At 38.0% G+C, this 18505-nt stretch carries 18 protein-coding genes; 6 read left to right on the forward strand and 12 right to left on the reverse strand.

Going from position 1 to position 18505, the window contains the following annotated elements; translation table 11 throughout:
• Positions 1-90 precede the first annotated feature (90 nt).
• Positions 91-516: a hypothetical protein gene (locus I3259_RS08905; RefSeq protein ID WP_238029294.1), complete on the forward strand. Its 426-nt coding sequence runs from the start codon at positions 91-93 to the stop codon at positions 514-516.
• Positions 517-654: 138 nt separating this feature from the next.
• Complete coding sequence (locus I3259_RS08910) at positions 655-1611, forward strand: hypothetical protein (RefSeq protein ID WP_238029295.1); 957 nt, start codon at positions 655-657, stop codon at positions 1609-1611.
• A 367-nt stretch (positions 1612-1978) separates the two neighbouring features.
• Here the strand turns inward: I3259_RS08910 and I3259_RS08915 are convergent, their stop codons facing one another.
• From I3259_RS08915 to I3259_RS08940, 6 genes are all read right to left on the reverse strand, one after another.
• On the reverse strand, positions 1979-2635 hold the full coding sequence (locus tag I3259_RS08915; protein ID WP_238029296.1) for an energy transducer TonB: 657 nt from the start codon (positions 2633-2635) through the stop codon (positions 1979-1981).
• Complete coding sequence (locus tag I3259_RS08920; RefSeq protein WP_006643745.1) at positions 2635-3039, reverse strand: biopolymer transporter ExbD; 405 nt, start codon at positions 3037-3039, stop codon at positions 2635-2637. Before I3259_RS08920 ends, I3259_RS08915 begins: the two co-directional genes overlap by 1 nt.
• Complete coding sequence (locus tag I3259_RS08925; RefSeq protein ID WP_045082027.1) at positions 3036-3569, reverse strand: MotA/TolQ/ExbB proton channel family protein; 534 nt, start codon at positions 3567-3569, stop codon at positions 3036-3038. The genes I3259_RS08920 and I3259_RS08925 overlap by 4 nt, the downstream gene beginning before the upstream one ends.
• Positions 3569-4936 carry a MotA/TolQ/ExbB proton channel family protein gene (locus I3259_RS08930; RefSeq protein ID WP_238029297.1) on the reverse strand — a complete coding sequence of 456 codons (1368 nt, stop codon included), beginning with the start codon at positions 4934-4936 and terminating at the stop codon, positions 3569-3571. Before I3259_RS08930 ends, I3259_RS08925 begins: the two co-directional genes overlap by 1 nt.
• Positions 4936-5709: a DUF3450 domain-containing protein gene (locus tag I3259_RS08935; RefSeq protein WP_039872011.1), complete on the reverse strand. Its 774-nt coding sequence runs from the start codon at positions 5707-5709 to the stop codon at positions 4936-4938. Before I3259_RS08935 ends, I3259_RS08930 begins: the two co-directional genes overlap by 1 nt.
• A gap of 155 nt (positions 5710-5864) precedes the next feature.
• Complete coding sequence (locus I3259_RS08940; RefSeq protein WP_238029298.1) at positions 5865-7928, reverse strand: TonB-dependent siderophore receptor; 2064 nt, start codon at positions 7926-7928, stop codon at positions 5865-5867.
• A gap of 387 nt (positions 7929-8315) precedes the next feature.
• Here I3259_RS08940 and I3259_RS08945 point away from each other — a divergent pair, with 387 nt between their 5' ends.
• Both I3259_RS08945 and I3259_RS08950 read left to right on the forward strand, forming a co-directional pair.
• On the forward strand, positions 8316-8747 hold the full coding sequence (locus tag I3259_RS08945) for a hypothetical protein (protein ID WP_238029299.1): 432 nt from the start codon (positions 8316-8318) through the stop codon (positions 8745-8747).
• Positions 8748-8841: 94 nt separating this feature from the next.
• On the forward strand, positions 8842-9453 hold the full coding sequence (locus tag I3259_RS08950; protein ID WP_238029300.1) for a flavin reductase family protein: 612 nt from the start codon (positions 8842-8844) through the stop codon (positions 9451-9453).
• A 95-nt stretch (positions 9454-9548) separates the two neighbouring features.
• Here the strand turns inward: I3259_RS08950 and I3259_RS08955 are convergent, their stop codons facing one another.
• Positions 9549-9797, reverse strand: a complete 249-nt coding sequence (locus tag I3259_RS08955; protein ID WP_238029301.1) for a DUF3297 family protein — start codon at positions 9795-9797, stop codon at positions 9549-9551.
• A gap of 342 nt (positions 9798-10139) precedes the next feature.
• Between I3259_RS08955 and I3259_RS08960 the strand changes: the two genes are divergently transcribed.
• Positions 10140-12446 (forward strand): methyl-accepting chemotaxis protein, encoded by a 2307-nt coding sequence (locus tag I3259_RS08960; protein WP_238029302.1) that lies wholly within the window; start codon positions 10140-10142, stop codon positions 12444-12446.
• Between the two features lie 138 nt (positions 12447-12584).
• Here I3259_RS08960 and I3259_RS08965 read toward each other — a convergent pair whose 3' ends face one another.
• The 5 genes from I3259_RS08965 to I3259_RS08985 all read right to left on the reverse strand — a co-directional run bounded on the left by I3259_RS08965 (position 12585) and on the right by I3259_RS08985 (position 17781).
• Entirely contained in the window at positions 12585-13004 is a 420-nt protein-coding gene (locus I3259_RS08965) for a PACE efflux transporter (RefSeq protein ID WP_238029355.1), read from the reverse strand.
• A 123-nt stretch (positions 13005-13127) separates the two neighbouring features.
• Entirely contained in the window at positions 13128-14120 is a 993-nt protein-coding gene (locus tag I3259_RS08970; RefSeq protein ID WP_238029303.1) for a RelA/SpoT domain-containing protein, read from the reverse strand.
• A gap of 168 nt (positions 14121-14288) precedes the next feature.
• Positions 14289-14501, reverse strand: a complete 213-nt coding sequence (locus I3259_RS08975) for a KTSC domain-containing protein (RefSeq protein ID WP_238029304.1) — start codon at positions 14499-14501, stop codon at positions 14289-14291.
• 204 nt (positions 14502-14705) lie between these two features.
• Positions 14706-16298, reverse strand: a complete 1593-nt coding sequence (locus I3259_RS08980) for a BCCT family transporter (RefSeq protein ID WP_238029305.1) — start codon at positions 16296-16298, stop codon at positions 14706-14708.
• Positions 16299-16599: 301 nt separating this feature from the next.
• Positions 16600-17781 (reverse strand): benzoate/H(+) symporter BenE family transporter, encoded by a 1182-nt coding sequence (locus tag I3259_RS08985; protein ID WP_238029306.1) that lies wholly within the window; start codon positions 17779-17781, stop codon positions 16600-16602.
• Between the two features lie 126 nt (positions 17782-17907).
• On the opposite strand from I3259_RS08985, the gene I3259_RS08990 reads away from it, so the two are divergent.
• On the forward strand, positions 17908-18456 hold the full coding sequence (locus I3259_RS08990) for a helix-turn-helix domain-containing protein (protein WP_238029307.1): 549 nt from the start codon (positions 17908-17910) through the stop codon (positions 18454-18456).
• Positions 18457-18505 lie beyond the last annotated feature (49 nt).

Consider the following 18505-nt stretch of genomic DNA (forward strand, 5'->3'; position numbering starts at 1 on the left):
AACGATTATATTGGTTAACCTCTAAAACTGTGGCCAGTATTTATTGACCACTACAATCACATATTAATCAATTAACAGGAGTCCCTAATCATGATTATTGAACATATTAAAAATAACAAATGGAAAGTATTCGGTGTCGAGTTAACAACTGAATATATCAATGCTGTCACCTTGCCTATCCTACTTGACCAAGTATCTAACGCTTCACACATCTTAGAACAATTAATCAAAGTGGATTTCCCTTGGTATCGACACCCTAAGCTTGTCCTTGCAAATCAGTGGCGCAATGAACGTCTTGAGAAAGAACAAGAAGAGCGTCGTGTTGAAGAAGAACGTCGAAAGCGTCTATTCCCAACAATGCAAGAGCTCAAAGAGCAACAAGAACTTAAAGCTCAACAAGAAAGAAATCGTCAAGCATACCTTGCTCAAGTAACCCACATGAAACAGCAAACAGTTAAACCAGTGAACCCATACAGCACTAATTATGAAGGTCAAAGCTTTATAGCTGAATGGTAATAGACAAAGCGATATCCAAAATCAGGCGATAACACAAGTCAAACGCACTAAGGGCTACTCATTAACTTCAATACAAGTGAGTAGCCTTTTTCATACTTCCCAATTTACAACCATAAAAACAAATAAGGAGACATAACCATGAATGCACAACAATATCTACAAACTATGGGTAATCGTATTAGTAACTGGATGAACTCTATTGAGTTTAAAGAATATCTGGGTGATTCACCTATCTACAAGTTTCATCGTAAAGGTGAGAACGCTAAGACAATCCAAGTGCCTACCCTTGCTAATCGTACAGTTAAATTAAATCTACTGGATTCATCAGGCAATAAGAAACCTACACCTATCACAGCTAAACAAGGTTCATTAGTTGTGTCTAAGCCAGCACCTGAAGCTGTATTAATTAGCACTGCTCTTGAAGTATATGATAATGAACTTGCAGGTGTCGTTACTGACCTATCTCTTGAACAAGAAATGAAGACTCTTATGCATTCTCTTGATTCTGTTATCACTACAGAAATCCTAAAGACCATTGAAGGTTCTACTTACAAAGATAATTACATCAAAGTAGACACACCTATTGATATCACTTCAGCTCGTCTAAAAGACAAAGCAGAAGCTCTTGAGGAAGCTATCTTCATGGCTCAATCTAATAGCACTCAATTTGGTAATGCAATGAAAGACTTCTCTATTGGTCTATCAGCTAAGGCTTACTCTGTGATGGAATATAAAGCTAAACAAAATGGATTCAAGACACCTTCTGAAATGTTTAACACTGAGGTATTCCCATTTACTAATGAAGATAGTAGTGACGGTGATAATGAAGAAGAATATGGTTACTTAATCCCGAAGCGTCACACTGGTGTATCTTTCCGAGAAGACCAAGGTGGTAAAGTGTTTAAAGTAAGTGTGACCCGTATTCCTCAACGTCAATCAGCTATCCTTGAGATAGTCGCTAATGCTCAACTATTAATTGCTGGTTTCATGAAGATGACTGTACCTGTTAATGGTACTGCTGGAACTCAAGTTGATGTTGCTATGCCTCTTATCACTCGCTTTGGTATCGCTACTGTGACACCTACTGTGAGCTAAACAAACATTTCAAAGTAACATATTAAGGGAGGTATAAATGATTGAACTCAAAGAGGTGTATTTTCTCTGCCTTATAAGTCATATCAGTTTGTACCTTTTAGTTAAACTTTGTGAGCTATACAAAAGGTACAAACTTGATTCAACTTAACACTAAATAAAAGACCCTATAACAATCAACGTAAGAGATTAATCATAGGGTCATTACTTTTAAAAAATACTAAAAATTTCCGAGTGACTATGTAATAGATTAACTCTCATAGACTCCCCCATAGGGGCAATGGTATTCACTAAAAGAAGTCACTACACCCTATTGATTAACCTTAACAACACCGCTAAGATACTGACTTACAAGCCCTTCTTCTCTATCCTATTTATTCAACTTAAATTCTAAACGTACCGTCTGACCTTGCTGCGAAACAGCACTGCCATTTTGCACTTGAGGTTGGTACTTCCATTTACGCAATGCACGAATCGCTTCTTTATTAAATAAACGATTTGGTTTTGCCTCAAGCACTGCAATATCGATTGGTCGACCTTGAGGATCAATCGTGAATTTCAATATTACGTAACCTTCTTTTCCTTGCTTTAACGCTCGAGGCGGATACCTCGGCTCAACACGGTACAATGGCATTGCTTGCTGACTTTGACCAACACTCGGCTCACCTACCGCATTCGATGCGCTGCTAAAATCACTAAATTTCGGCATATTAATCGATAAGCCTGTCACTGCAGTATCTAGCCCTAAACTTGTCGTAGAGGCAACGGGTTGAACACTTGCTGTTGCAGTTCTTGATGATACTGGCTTTACTTCTGGTGGTGGCTCTGGTGTTTCAGGTGGTGGTGGCACCGCACGCTGTCGCCGTTGAGGCGCTTGCTCTTGTTCCATCATTACCATGTTGAACGCTAGCACTTCTTTATTATCAGGCTTTTGATGATTACCGTTATCGACCATCCATGCCATAAAAGTAAAAAGCCCTAGCGCTACAGCAATAGCTAATGGAAAAGCCATTAAAAGACGGATCATTAATTTTTCTCCGCCGCCAATGCGATATTTTTGATCCCAGCTCCTTTTGCTGCATCCATCACTTTAACCACAGTACCGTTATAGGCATGCTCATCCGCTTGGATCACTAAAGAAGCGTCAGGTTGCTCTGTAAGCATATGTTCTAATGTTGCTTGAACTCGCTCAACATCGACCACACGTTTATCAATATAAACATCATTTGCCGAAGTAATAGCAACAAAGATCCCTGCCTCTTTTTGGCTAACCACATGGCTTGCTTGAGGACGATTAACTTCTACGCCTGATTCACGGACAAATGAACTCGTTACAATGAAGAAAATCAGCATAATAAACACAATATCGAGCATCGATGTTAAATCAATTTGTGCATCTTCTCGATTTGAAGAACGACGGCTGAGTCTCATTGCTGACTCCTTAATAATTTTTCCAATTTAAACTCACGCATCTGACAAGCTTTAGATAAACGTGCGTGAACAAACATACCCGCTAAGGCCGCAACCATCCCTGCCATCGTTGGCAGTGTTGCTAAAGAAATACCAGATGCCATTAAACGTGGCTGACTACTACCTTGTGTCGCCATCACATCAAAGACAGAGATCATTCCGGTCACGGTGCCAAGTAGACCCAGCATTGGACAGATTGCGACGAGTACTTTGATGAAATTTAAATTCTGATTAAGGGCAATTTTTGCTTCATTAAGCCAGCCATCACGAATTGCACATGCATGCCAAGAGGAATGATCTTTACGAGCCATCCAGCTAGTTAACCACTGCTCTTTTTGCTTTGGAAAATAGAAGAATAAATAAATCACTCGTTCAATAACCAAAAGCCAACATAGCGCAACAACCGCAGCAAGCCACCATAATATGGCGCCACCTTGCGCCATAAAATGAGAAAGCGAAAACCACCAGCCATGTAATACGCTGAAGTCCATTATGCTGCCTGTTCTGCTAGTACGTTATGATTAGATGCTTGAGAGGATTCGTTCTTTTCAGCTTGCTCTGCAACTAAGCTTATACCTTGTTTTTCAAGGATCAATCGAATATTTTCAGCCTGTGTACTTAATACGTTATGAGCCAACAATAAAGGCATAGCGGCAATCAAACCTAGAACCGTCGTTACCAGCGCCATTGAAATACCGCCAGCCATCACTTTAGGATCACCATTACCAAACTGCGTGATCACTTGGAAGGTTTCGATCATACCTGTCACCGTACCCAGTAAGCCTAACATTGGCGCTAAAGCCGCAAACAGTTTTAGCATCGATAAACCTTTTTCCAACCCTTGCTGCTCATCAACGATTGCTTCAAGTAAACGTAATTCTAACGCTTCTACGCTACGATTTTGCTCTTTGTTATACACCGCAAGAATACGACCCAGTGGATTATTTCCAGCTTGAGTTGGATTTTTTAACTGTTGCTTAATTTGACGGTTAATAATCGCTAATTTAACGCCACGGAAAATGGCAATACCCGCACCAATAGCTAGCAGAAGTAGAATAATTTTACCGACCACACCACCTGCTGTTAGACGATCTTCAAGCGTAGGTGCATTTGCTAATTGCTCTAACATCACGCCACGAGAAGGATCAAGAGCAATACTTTCACTACCTGAAGCCGCTATTGCAGCTAAATCTGAAAGTTTTGGGCCATTTTCAGGTTGTTGTTGATAAGCCGTTGCAAGATGGCGAGCACCATCCCACTTTAAATAACCCTGATCAGCCACTAAACCTAAAGCGCCTAAACGCAATGCTTTTTCTGTGGTTTGCTCACCGTCACCATTAATAAATGGTACGTTCACCTCTGCCAACTCACCACTTGCAACGATTTGTGATTCCATTGCTTGCCACAAACCTTTTAATTGCGGCATAGACGGCAGTGCTTTCGCGTCAACGATTTGGTTAACAACAGGGATATATTTCGTCACATCAACACCAGTGACAGCGTAACCTTGTTCAGCTTTTAGTTCTTTTGCTGTTTGACGAACGACACCAAATAGCTCACCCAAACTGCCAGAATCTAATTGAAGTTGCTGTTCTAATTTCGCGAGTTCTGCTTCATTGGAACTAAAGCTTTGGCTCAGTAATTCTGTTTGTTGTTTTAAGGTATTACGTTGCGCTAATAACGCATCACGTTGTTGACGAATTTTCTGTGCTTCTTGACTAAATCCAGCTTCACGTTGCACGTTATGTTGTTGCTGAGCGACATTTTCTTGTTTCGCTTGCTGTACAACCGATTCTGCAGATGCTGTGAACGGAACCGATGCCATACATAGTGCAATAGCTAACGCTTTTAATTTCATTATTTACTCTCCACGTTAGCAAGGGTTGCAGAAATAGGTAAACGTAATAGGCTTGGTGCAATTTGCTTATTTGCCATTGCAAACGCTTTATCAATATTTGCCGCTTCACTTGTATCAAGCGCCTGCCACTGCTGTTTGTTGCTGTTCCAACTCCAGTAATGACTACCGTTTAAGCTGCGAGCAACAAATGCAAGACGACCGAGATACAGTAAATCAGCCTCGATTGTTTTACCGTCTTCTAACGTGATTTTATCTTGGTACGTACCCAATTTAGTGCCGTAATCCATTTCAATCTGATAGGCTTCTAGAATACGACGGAATTTTTCTGCATCGCTAATATCGGCTTGCGACATCATCGTTTGCAACTTTTCAATGCGTGCTAAACGCTGTTCATGTTTGATAGGCTTATCTTGCTCAACAACAGTCGATAAACCATCAATCATTTGGTACATCAAAGGTACAACACCTTGGCGCGTCTCTTTAATGTTCTCTATTTGTTCATGAATAGAGGCCATTTCTTGGGTTTGATTATCAACCATACGCGCAAGGTGATCGTGATATACCGTCAGGTTTTTAAGCTCTTCTTGCAGTTGTTCGATTTGTGCTTTCATCGCGATAGCCGAATCAGCGTTACGATCAATTTTATCTTGACTTAATGCTGAAGCCGTATTGGTTTTGTTTTCAATAGAGCGTGCCGTATCAAGGCTAGAAGCCTGTACCCCAGTTGTGATACTTAAAATCACAACTGCTAAACTGGTTTTAATAAAATTCATAATCAAACTTAATAATGAGTAATCTTTAATCGCAAAAAAATAAAAAGTGAAGTAATAATAAAAAGTTAAATTGTACAACGACCAAAAATAGTGAAATAGCATTTAATCGCAACAAGGGGAAGCAATCGCTCCCCCTTAGTTACAATATTTACAAATTAGTATTTAAACTCAACGGTCGCCATAAAGTTACGACCTTCGCCAACAACGACACCTTTATTACTACCACCTGCTAGGTAATCAGTATCAAGTAGGTTTTCAACATTAATGCGACCGATAATATCTAGTTTTTCATCATACTTATATGTATGTGCCACACCAACATCAACACGTGTATATGCATCTTTCTTGAACGTATTTGCTGAATCACCGTAACGAGAACCTACATGGAAAACACCTAAGTTTACATCAGTACCATTTTCAAATGCGTAGTTAGTCCAAATGCTTGCTGTAAACTCTGGTACATCTACAGGCTGTTTACCTTCACGACTTGGATCATTTTTATATTTAGCATCCAAAATCGTTGTCGATGCATTAACTGAAAGCGCTGGAGTAACTTTACCTGACGCAGATAACTCAATACCTTTATGTACTTGCTTACCTACTTGTGTTGTTTCCGTTGCACCACCGTCTAAATCTTCAGTGATCTGCATGTTTTCTTGTTCAATTTGGAACAATGCGCCTGAAAGCATTAAGTTATTATCAAACAATTCAATTTTTGAACCTAACTCGTATAGCTTACCTTGCTTAGGTTTCTGAGATTTACCGTAATTGACATCATCTTTATCTGAAACATCTCCTATCGGCTCAAAGCTTTCAGAATACACACCATAAATAGAACTATTTTCTGTTGGGTGATATGTTAATCCAAATTTTGGTAAAACATTGTGATAGGTTTTCTCTACACCTTTGCTTGAAATATCTTTATCGTATGCAAAACGAACACCTGCCAGCGCCTGCCATTGATCATTAAACGTCACTAAGTCTTGTAGATATAAACCGTATTGTTTTTTCTTTGAATGATCTACTTTATCATCATTACGATAATCTAAATCAGCAGGCTTATTAAACCCATTTTGACCATCTGCACTTTCAAATGTATGGCCAACATATTCTCGCTTGTAATCATAATGAACACCATTCATACCGGCTAACAACTTATGATTCATGCCTAAAACATCAATATCACCAGTGAAATCCACAAATGCTGTATCAAAAGTCCACTCATCATGACGATCTGAAGACTTAAATTTGTTTTCACCATCAGCAATAACATCTGATTCAGTTCGCTGACGCTCATAAAACTGACGGTTAATACCTGTATTCAATGCCCATGAATCGTTCAAATCAGCTTTCAGGTTCAAACCGTAATTTGTGACTTTATTGTCTGTTTTCGCCCAGTTCTGATCTTTTACAATATTTGGATCGATAACATTGCCATTTTTATCAACACGAGAACCATTATCCAAATCACCTGTTTCATCTGTATGGTCAACGTGTGCAGATAACATAACGCTATCATTGATATCGTAATCAACAAATAAACCGCCAACAACACGATCGGTATCTACAGACGTACCGTCAAAACGTGTACGCCAAGACTCTTTGTTCTCTTTGGCAATAATTGCACGAGCACGTAGTGTTTGATCTGCGTTTAATGAACCACTTACATCAGCAACAGTACGTGTATGATTATTTGAGCCAATATCTTGGCTTACATTTACTTGGGTTTCGTAAGTCGGTTTCTTAGAAACCATATTGATCAGGCCACCCGGTGCTGACTGACCATATAATAAGCCTGATGGACCTTTTAATACTTCAACTCGCTCTAATAATTCTACCGGCTGACGGTAGTGTGACCAGTGCTGAACGCCATCACGTAAAAAGCCAGAACTACTACCTAATTCAAAACCACGTAGGTAAAAACGTTCACGGTTAGTTGATTTGGAGCCTTCAGAAATAGATGAATCATTCTTTAACACCTCACCCAATGTGCTAGCACGCTGTTCATCGATAAGTTGTTCATCAATCACTGCAACTTGTCCTGGAGTCTCTAGCTGAGTCATCTCCATACGCATCGCTGTAGAATTAGTGTCGGCTTTATAACCATAGTCACGACCTGTTACTACCATGTGCTCATCAACTTGTGTTGATTCTGCGTAAGCAACAGGTACAGAAAGTACCGCACCAATTAACAGCGTCAGCTGGCTTTTAGAAAACATATTCCTTTAACTCCAAATAAACATATAACCTGAAAAGTGAAGCCACATCAGATTTGCTCTCATCACCTATCGTTATTGAATAGGCATTGTTTGTAATAATATAAAGAGCAGATCATGGCTACTACGTGGTAAGTAATAAAGTGCTTACCAAACGACGAAAAGGAATATAAGTGATAACCATTACCATTTGCATTAAATTTACATTCTTTGCATTCGTAAAGATTTATTAAAGACACTCCGCTACTGAAAACAGCATTTCGTTTACTTTGCAATCAACATCTATCCTGTTGTGCCTGTTAATCCGTATCCAGTACTGTTTTTAACGAAGACATTTCTTATTAACAGTCGTATAATCTGGCTGTTTTTATTCATTTCGCGGTATTTAATGTGACTCAACTAAGTCTTGAAGCTATTCACCAACAACTCAATGAGCGTAATTTTATTGCTGAAAAAGTCAGAATTGTGACAGTAGAAGCAATGGAGCCAGAAATTCTGGCCACATGCACAGCAACAGAAGATGAAACCTTCTACAACAGCTATATGAATGTGATTTATTGTAAAGGTGAGCGTTACGTACTTGGCTATCGTTGTAATGAAGAGACCATCGTTGACCAAGCAATTATTTTCAAAGATGGTAAATACTACGATCCAACACTTCAGGCAAACAGCGAAAGCTTTGAACCTTACCAATTTGCCGTATTAGCTGAATTCAAAGTTTTTGATATGATGAAGCATGCTAAAACGAACAAAGATTTCCCGCCCGATGTCGATTTCTTATTTACAAAGAAAAAGCATTTTAAAAATGTGATTAAAGCGTAATTTCTATAAAGAGCCGGCTTTTAGTGTCGGCTTTTTATTTCTAATCCATTCGCAGTACAATAAATCTAAGATTTTTAGCGCGAAGGATTTGCACATGTACCTTGATATATCAACAAAGTCTCCCACTGACATCTACCATTTAATGACACAAGCCATTATCCCTCGTCCTATTGCATGGGTATTAACAGATTCTGGTGAGCATAACTATAACCTCGCCCCTTTTTCTTATTTCACCCCAGTTGCGAGTAACCCACCATTATTAATGTTTTCTGTAGGTAAAAAGCCGAGCGGAGAAATCAAAGACACCACGCGTAACGCTATTGCCAAAAAAAAGATGGTGGTGCATATCGCTAACATTGCGTTAGCAGAACAAGTCACTCAAACAGCCGCTTCCTTAGAGTATGGCGAGTCTGAGGTTGAACACATCCATTTAGAACTCACCTCTTTTGATGGCTTTGAACTACCAAGGTTAAAAGATTGCCCTATTGCTTTTGGTTGTCACCTATATGAAGTGAAAGAGATTGGGGAAACACCACAAAGCTTGATCTTTGCTGAAATCAAGCAAATCTACATTGATGACGAGGTTATCGATAGTGAGCAAAAGCGCCTAGTGATTGAAGCATTAAAGGTAAATCCATTATCACGCTTAGGCGGTAGTGAATACGCAATATTAGAAAAAACCTTTTCGGTCGCAAGACCCAAATAATATCATTTCCAACTTTAAAACTATTTACCAGATTATACGTAAAAAAAAGCCTAGCTCGAAAACTAGGCTTTCATTGATTCATTATTCAGCACGTATTACTTGTAGAATGCCTCTACCGTACCTTTTAATGTAATCAAGATTGGCTGACCGCGGCGATCTAGTGCCTTAGGTGAAGGAATTTTTACCCAACCTTCGCTGATGCAGTACTCATCAACATCAAAACGCTCTTTGCCGTTAAGACGAATGCCGATGTCATGGTTGAAACACTCTGCCACGTGATGAGGGCTACGAGGGTTACCTGAAAGACGATCTGGTAATGCTGGTTGTGATGTTGTATCTGTCATGATCAAAAATTCTATCGTTAATAAAAAACGTCGGTATTGTAGAGAATATAACGTTCACGCTCAATAGATAAAGAATCTATTTCTTTTTGAGCCCTTACCTGTAACCCATTACGCCTAAATTTCATTTACATCATAGAAATATTAACTATTTATTACACTCTTATATAAGAGAATATTCACACTCCCCTATGTAATAAAAGCATACTCATTCATTAATTCTGAATTTCATCGCAACAACTCCCCATCAAATGCAATGTATTACATATAATAATGAAAAATCCTTATTGGCATATAAAATAATTTTATAAATGGAAGAACGATGTAATAAGGAATGATTTATATATGAAAATAGCTAAAAAGATCACGATATACTTATCGATCTTATGCGCATGCTCTGTCATTATCTCTGGTGTGTATATTGCTTGGAAAAGTGCAGAGATCAGTGAAAATGCCATTTACGACCGCGCAATCGAGCAGCTAATTTCTATCCGAGAAATCAAAAAATCTGAAATTAAAAATCATTTCAAAACAACGGCAACCTTACTTTCGACTTTAGCTTCCGATCCAAGTATCCAAAATGCGATAAGCGATTTTGAGCAAGCTTATGCGTCTTATCCAACCGACCAAATTAACCTGCAAAATAAACAACAATTACAGAAATTTTATAAAACTCAATTTGAACCTAAATATAAAGATAAGAATAAAATTGCAAATATGGCAGAACTTTACCTGCAACTATCTCCTACTGCTGCAGGATTACAAGCGAGATACATTGCGAACAACCATTATCCAATGGGAGAAAAACACTTATTAGATACCGACACACTTAATAATGACTATGACAAAGCCCATGCGAGCTACCATCCTGTTCTACGCCATTATCTAGAATCATTTGGTTTTTACGATATATTCCTAATTGATAACAAGGGTGACATTGTTTATAGCGTGTTTAAAGAAGTCGATTTTGCCACTAATTTAGAACAAGGCCCCTTTAAAACAAGTCGCATAGCTTCTGCTTATAACACAGCAAAAACTTTGAATACCGGTGAAGTAACCTTAACCGATTTTAGCCCCTATACACCTTCATTTGAACAACCAGCATCATTTTTGGCTACCCCTATTTTCTCTGGTAACGAACAACTAGGAGTATTAGTCATTCAATTACCCATAGACGCTATTAATAACATTATGACCTTTGATGGCAAATGGAATACAGCAGGGTTAGGCAACAGCGGTGAAACCTATTTAGTAGGAACAGATCTTACCCTGCGCAGCCAATCTCGTTTCTTTTTAGAAAATAAAAATGAATATATAAAAACCTTAGAAAACAATGAAATCACATCTTATATTATTGATAATATAGAGAAAAAAGATACGGCCATTGGCTTTCAACCGGTTAATACATCAAGCGTAACCTTAGCAAAAACAGGACAAACGGGAAGCCATGCGATTACCGATTATAGAAATATTGAAGTCCTTTCAGCTTATGCTCCAATTCGTTTACTCAACCAAGATTGGGTGATAATCAGTGAGATAGACAAAGCCGAAGCCTTAATCGATGTTACTCAGCTCAAAGCACAACTCTATAAAACGGTTGCTATTTGTACTCTGATCTTATTATTGTTTGCTGCTATCATTTCTTACTTCATTGGTGAATCTATTGCCAGACCAATTATGGTATTATCAAAGAAAATTGTTGCCATCAGTCATAACAAAAAACTTTCATCACGATTAAGTATTCGCCATGGAGGTAAGGAAGTCAGTGAATTGTCAGCATCTTTCAATGCTTTTATCGCCACATTAGAAGACTCTTTTGTCCAATTTTCAGACTCTAGCCATTCCTTAAAAAAACAATCATCTACCATTGAAAATAATGCTGTTACTATGGCTCAATCTGCAATAAAACAAAGTGATAACTGCGAAAGTATTGCGGCTGCCGTCACCGAGATGACCGCTTCAGTCAATGAGATTGCTCGCTTTTCCGATAACACTTCTCACCATGTATTAGAAGCCAATGAAAAAAGCACAGAATCAATTAAAAGTGCAGATCTGTTAAAAAACGATATTGATAGTCTTGTTATTCAAATGAATAAAGCATTAACCATTATTGACAACTTAAAACATGAAAGTGCTGATATTTCAGACGTACTGAATGTCATCAATGAAGTGGCAGAAAAAACCAATTTGCTAGCATTAAACGCCGCCATTGAGGCCGCAAGAGCAGGAGAACATGGACGTGGATTTGCGGTGGTTGCTGATGAAGTTCGTGTATTGGCTTCTATGACAAAAGATTCAACAGAGAACATCAAACAGAAAATAGCTCGTTTACAAAATGAATCAAACCAAATCGCTGCAAGTGTTCAACAAGCACATCAACTACTCGATCAAGGTGTAGCAAGCTGCGAGGCTAATAATACTAATCTGTATAACATTCATAACATGCTCAATCAGTTACAAAAAATGAGTCAGGAAATCGCTCAAGCAACCAATGAACAAGCAAGTGTAACCAATGATATTAGTGAATCCATGACGATAATTGCTGAGTCTTCGCAATCTACGAAGGAAAAATCATCAGAAATAAAACAGATATCAACAGAGCTTAAAGCGCAATCAGAACTAATGGATACAGTGATTCGGCAGTATTCATAGAATAACCAACAAAAGAATGAGCATAGGTGACAGCTCTTTTTAGAAAAAAACAAAAATTCTCGGTTGTTATTTAATGGAACAAATACCAAAAAGCCCCCAAGATATCGGTATCTTGAGGGCTTTTTATAGCACCACCAATTAGTGTGCCACTTCAGGAACAGGGAAAATCTTATCGTAAATCAGATTATACACATAAGCATAAATTAAGTAGAAAACCACCATACCAATATCCAGTATAAATGCTTCCCAAATCGACACCTTTAATACCCAAGATAAAATAGGAATAGTGACAATTAATAATCCAGCTTCAAAGCCTACGCTATGTACTACACGCTGCAACGATGTTTTCTTAAGAGTTTTATAGCGGCGTACCATTAACTTATCAAACCAGTTATTATAAACGTAGTTCCAACCTGTAGCTAAAAATGAAAACGCAATGCCAACTGCTCCAACATGATCAGAATCATAGCCAAATTGACTCAACACACCAACTAACAGCACTAATCCAATAATTTCAAAACAAACGGCATGACGAATACGATCAAAACGTGTTCTCATCATAAACAACCTCAGTACAACTTTTCTTCTATTTTATAAATACCTAAAAGGAATAGCTGGATTATAGGCATTATCCTAAGGCTAACAAGCTAGATACTATCCGAAAAACGGATAGTTATGCGGTTACTTAATAAGTTCAGCTGCTTTACACTGCGCTTTTCCCATTACATCGATTTTATGAACAGCATGATGTTTTGCCGCTTTATGTAAGGCATTTTTCTCTATTTGTAACTGTTCAACTTGTGCTCGTAGTTTATCGATAAGCTCTTGAGAACCTTGTTGTTTTGATTCATTTTGTTCTAATAATTTAAACAGCTCTGCTACTTCTTGGGCGTTTTCATCGCTTTTGTGCGTAATTTCATCAATCGATTTTTGGTGCTGTTCTATTTCACTGACAAGCTGTTTTACAAAAGATCCCATCTCATCTGCAGATCCAGCTAAACGATTAAACATCAATAAAAATTCGCATACTTGTTCATTATGAGAAAAATTAGGGTAACGAATTTTATGATCAATCTCCGTCCAACCTTCTTCAAAAATCGTTCTTACTTGAACTTCACTAAATACAATATGATTTAATGGCTGTGAACCAAAGACATAATGTAATGACCGATACCCGGCTGGATGGATCTTCACTTCAACATCATCAGGTAATTCAGTAAATACCCTATCATCACCATTACGCACATAATAAATCGGTGGTTCTGCATTCTTCCATTCTTGACAAAGATAATCATGAATAGGTAAACAATCTTCTTTAAATAAATGCAGTGCTCGTACGCCAATTAAATCCGTTACAATACTGTCGTAATTAGCTTCGTTAATACCGACGTATTTTTGTTTAAAGGTAGGTGTATTAGGCTGTGTTTTACGAACAATCTTTTCCATTAAATGTTGCGGATCTTTTACGCGCCATCGAACGGAATGTACATACTGACAACGCTGAATAATACGAGCGTACATTTCAGCCGTTTCTTTTAATTGTTCTAAATTAGCTTCATGATTAAGGCCAATTTGATGCAATGTTTGCCAGTCAACAGAACTTGCCTGCCACTCTTGTTGAGTTATACGGTTTTCACTTAAAAAAGATGCTTCAGTTAAATCTGCAATGCTCATTATTGCCTACTCTGTTTACGATGAATAAGCGTAATTCTGCTCATTATGATTACGCTCTATTATCGTAAAAATATGCCTGTAGAACTTATTTCGCAATCTGTATTTTATTCGAAAAATGAAATCTTAAGAAACAGACAAAAAAATGAGCATGTACATATAGTGAGGATATTACAGCACTTGGCTATAAACAGATTTGATATGACTCTTAAAATGCTCTTCTACCGATTCTGCAGATGCAAAATGATAAAATGCGTATTTGGAAACCGCAGAAAAAACACAATAAGGTTGGCGCTGCCCCATATCAACATAAAGCTCATTTTTTGTTTCGTTATAACCCACTTTACGAATTGAGTTAGATTCAACGGCGATCCAATTAATCATTATAGCGACTCCATTTACTACTTTATGACTGGCTTTAGTTTGCAGAAAGGCTTAGCATTGCGCCAGTAGTCAACAAGCTAAATAAAGTAATTATTTTAAAATTCAATGATAGATCACTTTGCGTTATTAATTAGAAGTCTTATTCAAAAAAGAAAAAGCCGACAAAAATGCCGACTTTTTGAACATCGTTTACCTTACTGCTGTTTATGAATATAAGTGTCGTTCACTCATCAATCCTTTCCATAAACTCACGCACGTTATTACCAGAATAAAGCTAAACGGTAGCGCGGTTATCACCACTCCGGACTGTAATGCTTCTAATGCTTGAGCACCACCAACCCATAATAAAATGGCAGCAATAACACCTTCAATCGTTGCCCAGAAAATACGTTGTGGTACTGGCGCATCTAATTTACCACCTGCGGTAATACTATCGATAACTAACGATGCAGAATCCGATGATGTCACGAAGAATACTAAAATAAGTACAATCGAAATCACAGATAACAACAAGCTCATTGGCATCGCATCAAATACATAGAATAAAGTCAGGGATAGATCTTGTAGGCCATGTAATCCCAACTCTCCTACCTTTGTCGCTACCTGCTCTACTGCAATACCACCGAAGACAGAAAACCAAGTCATTGTTACTAATGTTGGAATAAAGAGAACGGCAAAAATAAACTGTCTTACTGTTCGTCCTTTTGATACTCGAGCGATAAAGATACCCACAAATGGCGCATATGAAATCCACCATGCCCAATAGAAGATAGTCCAACCATGACGCCATGTATCATCTGTACGACCAATAGGATTGCTTAGCGCAAAGAAGTTCTTCGCATACGCCATAAAAGTATCAGGTAGCGAATGTTTAACGACATCAAAACCCAAAATGGCAACTAAAACTAGCAGTCCAAACGCAATCACAATATTGATATTACTAAGAAGTTTAACCCCGCCATCAATACCTCGTATTACAGAGAAAATCGCGATTGATGTAACAAAGGCAATAATACCGAACTGTAACCCCAAGCCGCCGTGAGTACCAAATACATAATTAATACCACTCGCCGCTTGTTGTGCGCCTAATCCTAAAGAGGTCACTAAACCAAATAGAGTAGAAACAACTGCCAGAATATCAACGGCATGACCTAACCATCCCCATGCTCGATCACCAAAAATAGGGAACAACAAAGATCGAATTGATAACGGCAAGTTCTTGTTATAGGCAAAAAAGGCTAACGCTAATGCTGCTACTGCGTAAATAGACCAAGCGCTGATCCCCCAGTGGAACACACTACCTGCCATTGCTAATTGCTTAGCTTCAGGCGTTAGAGCAACAACATTAAAAGGAGTCCCAAACCAATCAGTGAAATAAGCCGTTGGCTCTGCAACACCAAAAAACATAATACCGCTAGCAATACCCGCAGCAAATAACATTGAACTCCATGACAATGTTGAATGTTCAGGCTTTGCCTCTTTACCACCGATACGAATTTTACCGAGTGGTGAAAGCATTAAGAATATACAAAAAACTGCGAAAGTATTAACAGCCCACATAAAGTAGCTATCAAACTGCTCCATAATACCGTTTCTAGTATTATTTAATGCGGTTTTTGCTGTCGCAGGATCAACAACTAACATCACAGCAATAAATAGCAAAATTAATATCGCACTAATACCAAACACCGGTTTGTGAATATCAAATCCCCAGCGCTGAATATTATCTTGTCCAACTTGATAATCAGTCGTTTCTATACTGTATTTACTACTTACTTTATCCGTCGAAGTATTCAAAAAATCCTACCTTGTTATGTGAATCCAACAATATTATTTAGAACACTAAACAATATTTCGCCGCAACCATAACAATAGAGAGGATAAACAACAAACAATAACAGCAAAAATGGGTTATAAATTACATAAAACTGACAAATAGTAGTGTCTTATTGTTTTTCACACGAAGTATTTATTGAGCAAATAAATTATGACGATGACGGTTAACAAGAACACAGTGGTTTAGCGGTTTACATCTAATTCATTACTGAATGGGCAATGATTTACTGTACCGTATTTAAGGTTAGTGGATATATACCTATCAACGCCCAGCAATTAATACTGGTTTTGTACTCTGCATTAACTTGAAATGACATAAGCCAACACCCACTCCCCATATAGCTGCACTGATCCCTAATAAATGAATACCTGATAAAGTTATTAATAAAGTAAGTATCGCCGACTCTCGGTATTCATCGGTAGAAAATGCATTAAACAAACAACTTATCAAGGTACTTAATAGAGCCAGTCCTGCAAGAATATCGGCTAAACCGTCTGGCAAAGATACAAAAATAGTTACAACAATCGATGCCCAAATACCCATTAATACATAAAAACCACCAGCACAGATAGCTGCTTTGTAGCGATCATTGTGTTGACCATCAATGTCATCATTCATACAAATTGCAGCAATTATTGCTGCAAGATTAATTGTGAATATCCCGCATGGTGCAGCAATCATGTTGACCAGGCCTGTTCCCAAAAATACAGGGCGAACTGGTGCTTTAAATTGAAAATTTCGAAGTACCGCAAAACCTGCAATATTTTGCGAGAGCATGGTGATTAAATATAGTGGAATCGCGATATTAATGATTGATTGAAATTGAAAGCTCGGACTTAACCAATAAAACGTTGGCATAGCCAGATTGATTGCAGTGGTATTTAACGTATTGGAATACAATGCAATACCGAGTGAAGCCAATAAAGTCAGCAACATCGAATATCGAGCAATATAACGTTTCGTAACGATATACACACTAAACAACAACAAAAACATAATTGGGTGTGTTTCTATTTGGGTAAATCCACTTAAACAAATAGGCAATATCACACCACACAATAAAGCTGAAGTAATAGGTGACGGAATACGTTGTAACGCTACAGACAATGGTCGAATTAGTCCGGTAATAAAGGTCAATAAACCACAAACAATAAATGCGCCAATTAAATCAGTCGTACTGTAACCCTGCACTGCTGTGATCAAAAAAGCAGCACCGGGAGTAGACCATGCTGTTAATACTGGTACTTTAAAATAAAAAGAATAAGCAATAGTCGTAATACCCATGATTAAACCCAGTGCAAACAACCAACTATTAACCTGCCACTGAGTTAAGCCCATTGCAGTTAAAGCATGAATAACCAAAATGATAGACGATGTATAGGCCACTATAACCGCTATCACCCCAGCAGATATGTGACTCACATTAAATCGCAATTTTCTCATTCTCTACCCCTTAGAACAATGCTAATATGTGCGTTATAGCGCACAATAAAGATAAATTTATTTGTACGTTATAGCGCACAATCGGAACTCTATCATTGTGCGCTATAGCGCACAACAGGAAAAATGATGAACGAAGAAATTTTTAAATCTCGAATTTCAAAGCATTTAAAAGCATTACGTGAAAAACAAAAACTGAGTCTAGATGCGGCGTCAAAGCTGACTGGCGTATCCAAAGCCATGCTAGGACAAATAGAGCGTAAAGAATCTAGCCCTACCGTAGCAACTTTGTGGAAGATATCTAGTGGTTTGAATTCTTCGTTTACTGCCTTTTTTAGCGATCTTAATGATACCGACGGGAAAATATTTCCTGCCGATATTGATATGAATGTGAAAGCCTTGATCGCTTATGATCCCACGGTGAAATTTGAAATGTTCGAAATCACATTAACGCGCTTTCATACTCATCATTCATCATCACACAAAGTGGGAACAATCGAGCACTCTGTTGTTATTGAAGGGGAATTAGGCGTAAATATCGACGGTAAATGGCATTATTTATCTAAGGGAGAAACCATTCGTTTTGAGGCAGATAAACAGCATGATTATCGCGCTGTTACAGAAACAGTTATATTCCATAATATTGTTTCTTACTCAACAGCAATGCATGAAGACTAAATGAACAACGACAAAAAACACTTATTCTCGTAAATACTCTTATAACCAA

It is taken from the genome of Photobacterium sp. Ph5 (genome assembly GCF_022129445.1).
Lineage (GTDB): Bacteria > Pseudomonadota > Gammaproteobacteria > Enterobacterales > Vibrionaceae > Photobacterium.

Excerpts from the sequence above, each read along its gene's own strand:
- I3259_RS08905 (WP_238029294.1), top strand. The coding sequence starts at position 91 with ATGATTATTGAACATATTAAAAATAACAAATGGAAAGTATTCGGTGTC.
- I3259_RS08910 (WP_238029295.1), top strand. The coding sequence starts at position 655 with ATGAATGCACAACAATATCTACAAACTATGGGTAATCGTATTAGTAAC.
- I3259_RS08915 (WP_238029296.1), bottom strand. The coding sequence starts at position 2,635 with ATGATCCGTCTTTTAATGGCTTTTCCATTAGCTATTGCTGTAGCGCTA.
- I3259_RS08920 (WP_006643745.1), bottom strand. The coding sequence starts at position 3,039 with ATGAGACTCAGCCGTCGTTCTTCAAATCGAGAAGATGCACAAATTGAT.
- I3259_RS08925 (WP_045082027.1), bottom strand. The coding sequence starts at position 3,569 with ATGGACTTCAGCGTATTACATGGCTGGTGGTTTTCGCTTTCTCATTTT.
- I3259_RS08930 (WP_238029297.1), bottom strand. The coding sequence starts at position 4,936 with ATGAAATTAAAAGCGTTAGCTATTGCACTATGTATGGCATCGGTTCCG.
- I3259_RS08935 (WP_039872011.1), bottom strand. The coding sequence starts at position 5,709 with ATGAATTTTATTAAAACCAGTTTAGCAGTTGTGATTTTAAGTATCACA.
- I3259_RS08940 (WP_238029298.1), bottom strand. The coding sequence starts at position 7,928 with ATGTTTTCTAAAAGCCAGCTGACGCTGTTAATTGGTGCGGTACTTTCT.
- I3259_RS08950 (WP_238029300.1), top strand. The coding sequence starts at position 8,842 with ATGTACCTTGATATATCAACAAAGTCTCCCACTGACATCTACCATTTA.
- I3259_RS08955 (WP_238029301.1), bottom strand. The coding sequence starts at position 9,797 with ATGACAGATACAACATCACAACCAGCATTACCAGATCGTCTTTCAGGT.
- I3259_RS08960 (WP_238029302.1), top strand. The coding sequence starts at position 10,140 with ATGAAAATAGCTAAAAAGATCACGATATACTTATCGATCTTATGCGCA.
- I3259_RS08965 (WP_238029355.1), bottom strand. The coding sequence starts at position 13,004 with ATGAGAACACGTTTTGATCGTATTCGTCATGCCGTTTGTTTTGAAATT.
- I3259_RS08970 (WP_238029303.1), bottom strand. The coding sequence starts at position 14,120 with ATGAGCATTGCAGATTTAACTGAAGCATCTTTTTTAAGTGAAAACCGT.
- I3259_RS08975 (WP_238029304.1), bottom strand. The coding sequence starts at position 14,501 with ATGATTAATTGGATCGCCGTTGAATCTAACTCAATTCGTAAAGTGGGT.
- I3259_RS08985 (WP_238029306.1), bottom strand. The coding sequence starts at position 17,781 with ATGAGAAAATTGCGATTTAATGTGAGTCACATATCTGCTGGGGTGATA.
- I3259_RS08990 (WP_238029307.1), top strand. The coding sequence starts at position 17,908 with ATGAACGAAGAAATTTTTAAATCTCGAATTTCAAAGCATTTAAAAGCA.